General features: G+C 64.1%; 5 protein-coding genes and 1 pseudogene. 1 reads left to right on the plus strand and 5 read right to left on the minus strand.

Translation table 11 applies throughout. The features are described 5' to 3' along the window. Window positions 1-200: 200 nt before the first annotated feature. The 5 genes from arsH to VIR09_RS18290 are packed head-to-tail and all read right to left on the minus strand — an operon-like array spanning window position 201 to window position 3,277. Window positions 201-923, minus strand: coding sequence for an arsenical resistance protein ArsH (gene arsH, locus VIR09_RS18270; RefSeq protein WP_013391794.1), 723 nt, complete (start codon window positions 921-923; stop codon window positions 201-203). Next, window positions 916-1,338, minus strand: a complete 423-nt coding sequence (gene arsC, locus VIR09_RS18275; protein WP_013391795.1) for an arsenate reductase (glutaredoxin) — start codon at window positions 1,336-1,338, stop codon at window positions 916-918. The genes arsH and arsC overlap by 8 nt, the downstream gene beginning before the upstream one ends. Before the next feature lie 16 nt (window positions 1,339-1,354). Continuing rightward, complete coding sequence (gene arsB, locus VIR09_RS18280) at window positions 1,355-2,431, minus strand: ACR3 family arsenite efflux transporter (protein ID WP_013391796.1); 1,077 nt, start codon at window positions 2,429-2,431, stop codon at window positions 1,355-1,357. Between the two features lie 10 nt (window positions 2,432-2,441). Further along, complete coding sequence (locus tag VIR09_RS18285) at window positions 2,442-2,936, minus strand: arsenate reductase ArsC (protein ID WP_121382273.1); 495 nt, start codon at window positions 2,934-2,936, stop codon at window positions 2,442-2,444. Window positions 2,937-2,938: 2 nt separating this feature from the next. Next, window positions 2,939-3,277 carry an ArsR/SmtB family transcription factor gene (locus tag VIR09_RS18290; RefSeq protein WP_013391798.1) on the minus strand — a complete coding sequence of 113 codons (339 nt, stop codon included), beginning with the start codon at window positions 3,275-3,277 and terminating at the stop codon, window positions 2,939-2,941. Window positions 3,278-3,427: 150 nt separating this feature from the next. Between VIR09_RS18290 and VIR09_RS18295 the strand changes: the two are divergent. Further along, a pseudogene (locus tag VIR09_RS18295) lies at window positions 3,428-3,707 on the plus strand (integrating conjugative element protein pill, pfgi-1); the annotation flags it as partial.

Below are 3,707 nucleotides of genomic sequence, written 5' to 3' on the forward strand. Positions count from 1 at the left end.
ACCTGCCTGGAACTGATGGCCAAGAAGATCATGGTCTCGCAGTCCACCTCGGGCGACGTGCCCGAATCGGGGCTGGATGTCCTGAACCAGGATGGTGATTCCGTCGAGGTCGCACTGGCCCGGCAACTGGTCGCCGCCTGAACTTCACGCAATGCCGACGACCGAGAGGTCGTCGGCTCTTTTTTCAGCGCCTCGCAGCGTCAAATTGCACCTTGCCGTACACGCCTGGACAGTGATTCAGCGCTTTCCTTGCGCTCGCTGTAACGATCCACCAGATACGGCGCCACGTCGCGCGTGAGCAGCGTGAACTTCATCAGTTCTTCCATCACGTCCACCACGCGGTCGTAGTAGGCCGAGGGCTTCATGCGTCCGGCCTCGTCGAACTCCTGGTACGCCTTGGCGACCGAGGACTGGTTCGGGATGGTCAGCATCCGCATCCAGCGGCCCAGCACGCGCATCTGGTTGACGGCGTTGAACGACTGCGAGCCGCCCGATACCTGCATCACCGCCAGCGTCTTGCCCTGGGTCGGGCGCACCGCGCCGACCGACAGCGGAATCCAGTCGATTTGGGTCTTCATCAGGCCGGTCATCGCGCCGTGGCGCTCCGGCGAACTCCACACCATGCCCTCGGCCCATTGCACCAGTTCGTGCAGTTCCTTGACCTTCGGGTGATCGGCCGGCGCATCGTCCACCAGAGGCAGCCCGGACGGATTGAACAATCGGGTCTCGCCGCCCAGCGCCCGCAAGATGCGTGCGGCTTCTTCGGCTGCGAGGCGGCTGAACGAGCGTTCGCGCAGCGAACCATAGAGCAGCAGGAAGCGCGGCGCGTGCGTGGCCCGTGCCGGCGCGAACAGATGTTCGGTGTCCGGTTGCTGGAACAGCGCCGTGTCGATGTTCGGCAGGTCGAGACGAGATTCAGACACGGCGGCCGTCCTGATCGACCACCGGCTCGCCGTCTTCCTTGTTGAACGCGCCGCGCTGCGGCTGCGGCAGCAGGTCCAGCACGGCTTCCGAAGGCCGGCACAGGCGCGTGCCTAGCGGCGTGACCACGATAGGCCGGTTGATGAGGATGGGATGCTGGAGCATGAAGCCGATCAGGTCGTCGTCGCTCCACTTCGGGTTGCCCAGGTCGAGGTCGGCATAGGGCGTGCCTTTCTCGCGCAGCACGTCTCGCACCGGCACGCCCATCGCCGCGATCAGCGCCTGGAGCGTGTCGCGGTCGGGCGGCGTTTTCAGGTACTCGATGATGGTCGGTTCCTCGCCGCTGTTGCGGATCAGGCCCAGCACGTTGCGCGAGGTGCCGCAGGCTGGGTTGTGGTAGATCGTGATGGTGCTCATGGATGCCTCTTGGAGGTTACGAAGTGGTCGCGCGGCGTTCGTACCAGCCGCGTGAGCGATTGACCACGCGCACCACCAGCAGCATGACCGGCACCTCGATGAGCACGCCGACCACTGTTGCGAGTGCTGCGCCGGAATGGAAGCCGAACAGGCTGATGGCGGCGGCCACGGCCAGCTCGAAGAAGTTGCTGGCACCAATCAACGCGGATGGCCCAGCGACGCAGTGCTTTTCGCCCACCTGGCGGTTGAGCCAGTACGCCAGACCGGAATTGAAGAACACCTGGATCAGGATCGGCACCGCCAGCATGGCGATCACCAGCGGCTGCCGGATGATGGCCTCGCCCTGGAAGGCGAACAGCAGCACCAGCGTCAGCAACAGCGCGGCGATGGACAATGGGCCGATGCGTTCCAGTGCCCTGTCGAACACGGCCTGCCCCTTGCGCAGCAGCGCCCGGCGCCAGAGCTGGGCCAGGATGACCGGAATGACGATGTACAAACCCACCGACACCAGCAAGGTGTCCCACGGCACCGTGATCGACGACAGGCCCAGCAGCAGGCCGACGATGGGTGCGAAGGCGAACACCATGATGGTGTCGTTCAAGGCCACTTGCGACAGCGTAAATACCGGATCACCGCCAGTCAGCCGACTCCAAACGAAAACCATTGCGGTACACGGTGCAGCAGCCAGCAGGATCAGGCCGGCGATATAGCTGTCGAGCTGATCGGCGGGCAGCCAGTCGGCAAAGACGTGGCGGATGAAGATCCACGCCAGCAACGCCATTGAGAACGGCTTGACGGCCCAATTGATGAACAGCGTGACCCCCATGCCCCGCCAATGCTGGCGCACCTGGCCAAGCGCGGCGAAGTCCACCTTCAGCAGCATGGGGATGATCATTACCCAGATCAGCAGGCCGACCGGCAGGTTGACCTTGGCAATCTCCATGCGGCCGATGGCCTGGAATGCGGCGGGCGCGAACTGGCCCAGAGCGATCCCCGCGATGATGCACACCGCCACCCATAGCGTCAGGTAACGCTCAAAGCCGCTCATGGCGGAGTTTGCTGGCGCGGGGCCGGCAGTATCGGTTGCGCTCATCGGGCGGGCCTCACTGGCGGCCGATGTCGCGCAGTTCACGCTGCAACGACATGGCATCGAGACTCTTGATCGGAAGCGACAGGAACAACTCGATACGTCGGCGCAGCGTCATGGCGGTATCGAAGAACGCCTTGCTTTGTCGTTCCAGGGTGCCTTCCACGGCTGCCGGGTCAGGCACGCCCCAATGCGCCGACACCGGCTTGCCCGGCCACAGCGGACACGCCTCGCCGGCTGCGTTGTCGCAGACGGTGAAGATGAAATCGAACACCGGCGCATCGGGCTTCACGAACTCGTCCCAGCTCTTGCTGCGGTAGCCCGTTGTCGGAAGGTGCAGCCGCTCCAGCGTGGCGAGTGCCAGCGGGTGAACCTCGCCTTTCGGATGGCTGCCTGCCGACCAGGCGTGAAACCGCCCCTGGCCTATGTCGTTGAGGATGCCTTCGGCGAGGATGGAGCGGGCCGAATTGCCCGTACAGATGAACAAGGCGTTGTAAGTGGTATCGGTCATGGTCAGCAGCAGGTCTTGGATGGAGAAACCTCGCATACGCCACCTTGGCAGCAATGCTCGGTCAGGTAACCGATCAGACCGTCCATGCGGCCGTACTCGGCGCGATAAATCAGGTTGCGGCCCTGCTGCTCGATGCTGACGAGGCCAGCATGGGCCAGTTCCTTCAAGTGGAAGGACAAGGTGTTGCGGGCCACGTCGAGCTGGTCAGCTAGCGTGCTCGGCGTCAGTCCGCCCGGGCCAGCAACGACCAAGGCGCGGAACACGCGCAGGCGCTGGGTGTGAGCCAGGGCGTTTAAGGCGGAAATGGCTTGATCCTCTTTCATGATTCGATAATACAACATTTATAGAATTAATGTGCAAACCACAGTTGGATTTGCGGGTTGCGCTATGTGTTGGACTGCAAAAGCGGGCACCCCCCAGTTCGCATTCCTGACTGACCGCGCAGCCGCGCGCAGCCAAGGTATCGGCATCGCAACAGAAGAGCCGATGCCATGCCTGCAATCCATGTATCCCGGTGTCTGGTCGGTACCAGCCTCCTGGCCGCAGCCTTGGCCAGCGGCTGCGCGACCACGCCACCGCCGCTGGCCGCCAGCACCGTCGAGGACGTCCCACCCGCGCCCGAGGCTGCACCGCCCGAGTTCATTCCCGTCGTGCGCTATGGCCGCTACACCCTGGTGGAGCTGGCGCCGATGGCGGCGCAGCGCGATCTGCTGGTGCAGACCATCGACGTGTCCATGCCCGAGGAGGTCCGCGCCACGGTCGGCGACGGGC

This window comes from Achromobacter sp. (genome assembly GCF_036567245.1).
In the GTDB taxonomy this organism is placed as follows: Bacteria; Pseudomonadota; Gammaproteobacteria; order Burkholderiales; family Burkholderiaceae_B; genus Achromobacter.